We start from the raw sequence: 4892 nt of genomic DNA, 5'->3' as shown, positions 1-4892 counted from the left end.
GAGCAAACGCCCAGCGGCGGGGCTGCCGAACAGCCGGCAACCAGCTGAATCGAATGAGGTATTTGCCGTCTTACGCCGATATGATGCCGGCCGTCAGATCGGCAAATACCCGCACGCTGACGCTGCTGGACGCTCGGGCGTCTACTGAGGACCATTTCGATAGACGGGTGAACCCTCGACGAGCGATAGCGGCGACCTGACCAGTTGGACGCAGCAAGCCGCCCCGTGCACACGCCCTCTCACGGCAACCGCTTGCCCGACGGGGTGCGGCGCGGCCGAGGCCCTGCGTCCTCGCTGTCCCCAGCAGATGTCTGGATCATCCGCAGGCGTTGCAGCAGGACGGCAAGTCGGGCATCGTCGGGATATGCGGCCGCGATGCGCTCTGCCGCAACGATGAAACGGTCGAAGGTCTGGGACATGACGGTTACTCCGGTTGACGGAGTCAGGATGCGGGCGGTTCCCGCAGCGGGGATAGATTTGCGGATGGGGCATCAATTGGCGCGCTGTACCGGTCGGGCGGGCGAAGGGCAGCACCGATGAAACGACGTGAGACCTTCCGACGGACCCGTATCGCCAACGATAACCCGATACCGCTTGCGACGTGGCGACGGACCAGGTGGTCCAGGCCGTTCGAGCGGCTGGTGATGTTAGGATCGTTCGCTGTCAGCTTTTCACTGACGTGCATCCTGGGGATCTGGCTCCGGTAGCCCCGGGGCTTGCGATGCGAGACGCTAGATTTCTGACCCGCTCACACGCCAACTTCCTCTCACGAGGCATGCAGCACGAGGGATGACCTCTGATGCCCCGCCCGCTCGCAGTTCATGAACGTACCGACGGCACGTGCTGTTATGTTCTTGATATGGCTGGTGCAGGACGACTTTCCCTCGATGCCCGGTGTCGGGGTTGGTCCAGTCTATCGACCCATTCGACGATAACGCACTCCGCTCTGCAGCGTGAGCACGCCTCAGGTCCTCCATGTCCAACAGTTTGCCAACACGCGTCCCAGTCAGTTGTGGCTGCACAGGCACAGTCGATGCAGCCCCCCGGACAGTTGCGGCAGGTACCGCAACCTTATGGACGGTGGGACTTGGATCTGGACGCGACTGCCCTAACGCTGGGCGATTGCTCGCTCGCGGGGGTTCCTCGGAGGGCTTGAGGACGACACCATCGGGTTGCGCAACCTCTTGATTTTTCGAAGCACAAGCCGCCAACACGACGACCAAGAGGACATACAACGATCTTGGTACCACGACGACCCCCGTTGACTCATCTGACCACGTTAGCTCTATGATTAGTCGAACGACCGGCGTGAGACTACATTGTTCTTCCTGTTGCGGCACAAGGTATGGTCCAGAGTACTCCTCAGAGTGTAAGCCCGGTCGGGCGCGTTTCAGCGTTCCTCCGATACCTCACCGCACCGTTCCGCTTCATCGCGCGCCAGCTTGCAAGCTGGCGGAGCAAAAGCAGTGAGAGCATTCGTCCACTTGCAATCTCAGAGCCAAGCCTTCCTGAGCACCGCGTACGTCGCATTGAATCCCGGATCGTCGAGCGGTACCGAACATATGTGGTGAAGCGTGATCGCATGCTTGGCACGATCCACCCTTCCTTTATCGTCAAGTTTTTGGACAGAGTCGCTGCTGTATACTCAGCGACCAGGGCGCGGCATCGATATTCACAGGTCTTGATCACGAGAGCGGCCACTCTTGAGAAGAGACTACGCTATCGCGTCTCTCGCTTGACACCCGGCGTTAAGGGATTGATGGCCATTCGGCATCAAAGAATAGCTACTCTGAACGGTCTCGCCAAAGGGCTCAGCGATGGGTTGGGAGAACGGCGGAAGCATCTTAGCAGTCTGCGTGATCACCACATTGAGCAACGCGATCTGCTTAGGTTCTCGACAACGTCGACTGTGCAACATCCCGGTGGGGTTTCTGTCCGGTTACCTGAATGCGTCCATGATCTGCAGCAATCCAAGGCGACCTACGACCTTTGGCGGCGAAGCCTTCAACGGCCTGCATTTTCCGAAGATTTCAAAATTCTGTCCGACAATTATAAAGATGAAAGAATAACCTATTACCGGGTGGGCTGGCAGAAAATCGAAGCTGAACGTCTCCCAACGCCGCAAAAGGATGAAAAACGGCTGAAGAATATGATCGGTTGGCTAAAGCGCGTCCTCCCGCGCGCACTGCTGATCCTGATGGTACCTGCCGAGATTGCATTTTCGCTTCCGGCGTTTCGGGTGCTCATCGAAGGTGATCTTATGGGCGCCCTTGCGGGGGCGACGATATTCGCGGCTATCCTCCTTCAACTGGGTTATGCAGCTGGGTCGTTTGCGGCGAGATCTATCGACTGGTACCTTCCAGCCGACCAGCCAACATCGCGTCCAATTCCCAGGTCGAATACGAGCACGATTCTGGCTGCCGTCGTAGTGACCATTATTGGGGTCTACGCCGCTGTTCTTGGGGCGTCTTTGCGGTCTATCGTTCCAGAAGTCATCGAACTAAGGCGCGAACTGACAGTTGAGACAAACGCGCCGATCGGCAATGTAGGTTCGGGAAGTTTTCTTGAAGCAGAACCCGTTCCCGTAGATCAGCTCGCCCAGAAAGCTCGCGATTTGCGGAGACAGAAAGTAGCGACACTGCTATCGGATCCGCTCCGTGGATTTTCATCAACCGATGGTCACATCGGCTTCATCGTATACTTGGCACTTTTTTTGATTGCAGCATTGCATCGGTATTTTAAAGTTGACCCAGTATTCAACTTTGAGCTGGCAGCGGCGGACTATGGTGCCAACAAAAATTATGTAGAAAAAGAGATGTTGCAACATGAGAAACTGTCTGATGCGCTAGCATTAGAGATTCAGGCGGTGGATGATGAAGTCACTCGGCTCAACAACAAGCATTTCCCTGGACGCGAACGTCTTCTTGAGTTGCAGAAGGAGGTCGAGCACCTCGATGTGCTGATCACGAACCTACAAGAAATAGAGGAACTTGTTGAGGCACATCTTTTCCGGGTGCGGACCACTCGGCTGCGATCTTATCACGACGTTTACCTCGACTTCTCGTCGATGGATGAGCGAAAAGAGATCTCGAAAAAATTCGCTGAGGAGCTTGAGAAATGCGCGTCGCCGCAGGTAATCAGATTTCCGGGAGGTCGATCTACCATGGGAGAACCACGCTACGCTGGCTGAGGCAGACTCTGGTTGCCTTTCTAGCTGCACAAGGAGCTGTGGTTTGTACCGTGAATGCGCAGGTTACCTGCCCTCATGGTCTTACCATCGTAGCCATAGATCGCAGCGCGCTAGCGCCCGACGGAGAAGGGCTTGCAAAGCAGGGGCTCACTAAAATCCTTACGAATCCAGCCTCCAGTTTCGATCTGGTGATCGTATGGATTGGTGTTCAAGATAAGCACGTTGTAGTGCGTCGAAACTGCGTTGCGGCCATTCCCGATGCTGAAGAAGAGCTCCGTAAAGTGCGATTAAATGAAGAGAAGTCTGCAACATGGTATAACACACTATTAGAATACGTCATGGGGGCTGAAATCAGCACCTTGGAAGAGCGCGCGGCTTCGAGAGCCGCAGTCAAGGCCGCCGTGGAAAGGGCAAAAATTATTCGTAAGCAGATCTACGACGCCGCGCTGCCGAAGCCCGCACCCCACGATCAAAGGGAGCTAGATATCCTCAAGTCTGTCCAGCGGATGACTTCTGAAATATGCTCAAATTCAGCTGCGGGCTGCCGCTTGTACATATTTTCTCACATGATCGACAAAAGGTCATCAGCCGCGCTGTCTGATGAGATAAAAAGTGCTACCGATTTTGGCCGCACCCACGGTCGGTATATGGTTCAAAGTGGTGGCAACGGGGTTACTCGTCAGAAGCTTGATGTTCACGTGTGGGGCTTTGGTCGCACCCCTAATGGGCAATCGATCGGGGCCAAAGATGAGCGCAAATTGCGTGAATTCTGGTCGGAGGCTTTTAATGCCTTCTTGGAAGCTAAGTTATCGGTGAATGAAAGCTTGCCGTAGATCTACCGAACCATGGTACTTACTGTTCCTTCTTGTTCAGCTCGAGCCGCTTCCGCGCCTCGCTCCGAGGGCATCTCCAATTTGGATTTGAGGCGGGCGATCTCATTATTCAATCTTCCTATTTCATATTCTGAATCCCGTTGGGCCAATGGATGTTCGGGAAACGCTTGCCGGAACCACGTGCGAAAATCGTCCTCTTGACCGGGGAGCGGAACGAAAGTTGTTGTCATCTGATACGAATTGTAATGGGCAACAGAGAATCGACTGGCAACTTCTTTAAGCAGGCCATATACATCCTCTCCAGCGGTCCTGACAGTATAGTATCGCGACATAAATAATTCCTCGTTGAATTGATCTTGATTATTCATATAATACGCCGCGAGAAAAACTGACGAGACTTACTGACATGCGGAATAATCACACAGTCACAAATGCTTAATCGCGCTTATTGTGGCGAGCGATGACCGCCCTACTCACTTCGTTCCGGCTCGCCAGGCCAGTAGACCTTCGACGCTCCAACCCGCCGCAAGCACTCCTCGTGCGGCAGGTGGATGTCGTCCGCGAACCGGAAATGCCGTTCACCGATCCGGACGTAGATGTCGGTCACGTCGCCTGCAATCCGCTCGATCAACTTGAAACTCTCGCCGGCGCCAGTGTTGCGCCAGGCATAGGGCGGGAGGACGTTCAACGCGTCGTGCCAGACGGCCTCGACGATTTCCTCGACCTCACGCCTGAACGGCGCCTCGTAGCACCGTTGCGCATCATCGTAAGGCAAGACCACCAGATCCGGGCCGTAAGCCTTGAGACGCGTCAGCGCCGTGGCACTGCTCTCCCCACGCTGCACGTAATCGATCACCCGCGCGGTGCGG

General features: G+C 55.4%; 6 protein-coding genes. 2 read left to right on the top strand and 4 right to left on the bottom strand.

The features are described from left to right. Positions 1-239 precede the first annotated feature (239 nt). Positions 240-419, bottom strand: a complete 180-nt coding sequence (locus AC6T8Q_RS14670) for a hypothetical protein (protein WP_500679788.1) — start codon at positions 417-419, stop codon at positions 240-242. Between the two features lie 312 nt (positions 420-731). Beyond that, the gene (locus AC6T8Q_RS14665; RefSeq protein WP_500679789.1) at positions 732-977 is read right to left on the bottom strand and encodes an RT0821/Lpp0805 family surface protein; all 246 of its coding nucleotides are present in this window, start codon (positions 975-977) and stop codon (positions 732-734) included. A 782-nt stretch (positions 978-1759) separates the two neighbouring features. Here AC6T8Q_RS14665 and AC6T8Q_RS14660 point away from each other — a divergent pair. Both AC6T8Q_RS14660 and AC6T8Q_RS14655 read left to right on the top strand, forming a co-directional pair. Further along, positions 1760-3190 carry a hypothetical protein gene (locus AC6T8Q_RS14660; protein WP_500679787.1) on the top strand — a complete coding sequence of 477 codons (1431 nt, stop codon included), beginning with the start codon at positions 1760-1762 and terminating at the stop codon, positions 3188-3190. Next, positions 3118-4023 (top strand): hypothetical protein, encoded by a 906-nt coding sequence (locus AC6T8Q_RS14655; RefSeq protein WP_500679786.1) that lies wholly within the window; start codon positions 3118-3120, stop codon positions 4021-4023. The genes AC6T8Q_RS14660 and AC6T8Q_RS14655 overlap by 73 nt, the downstream gene beginning before the upstream one ends. Before the next feature lie 2 nt (positions 4024-4025). On the opposite strand, the gene AC6T8Q_RS14650 is transcribed toward AC6T8Q_RS14655, so the two are convergent. Further along, positions 4026-4391, bottom strand: coding sequence for a hypothetical protein (locus AC6T8Q_RS14650; RefSeq protein ID WP_500679785.1), 366 nt, complete (start codon positions 4389-4391; stop codon positions 4026-4028). Between the two features lie 101 nt (positions 4392-4492). Continuing rightward, on the bottom strand, positions 4493-4892 hold a 400-nt coding region (locus AC6T8Q_RS14645), incomplete at its 5' end, for a hypothetical protein (RefSeq protein ID WP_500679784.1).

Source organism: Bythopirellula sp., assembly GCF_041737835.1.
Classification (GTDB): Bacteria; Planctomycetota; Planctomycetia; order Pirellulales; family Lacipirellulaceae; genus Bythopirellula.
This window is presented reverse-complemented; position numbering and strand designations above follow the sequence as displayed.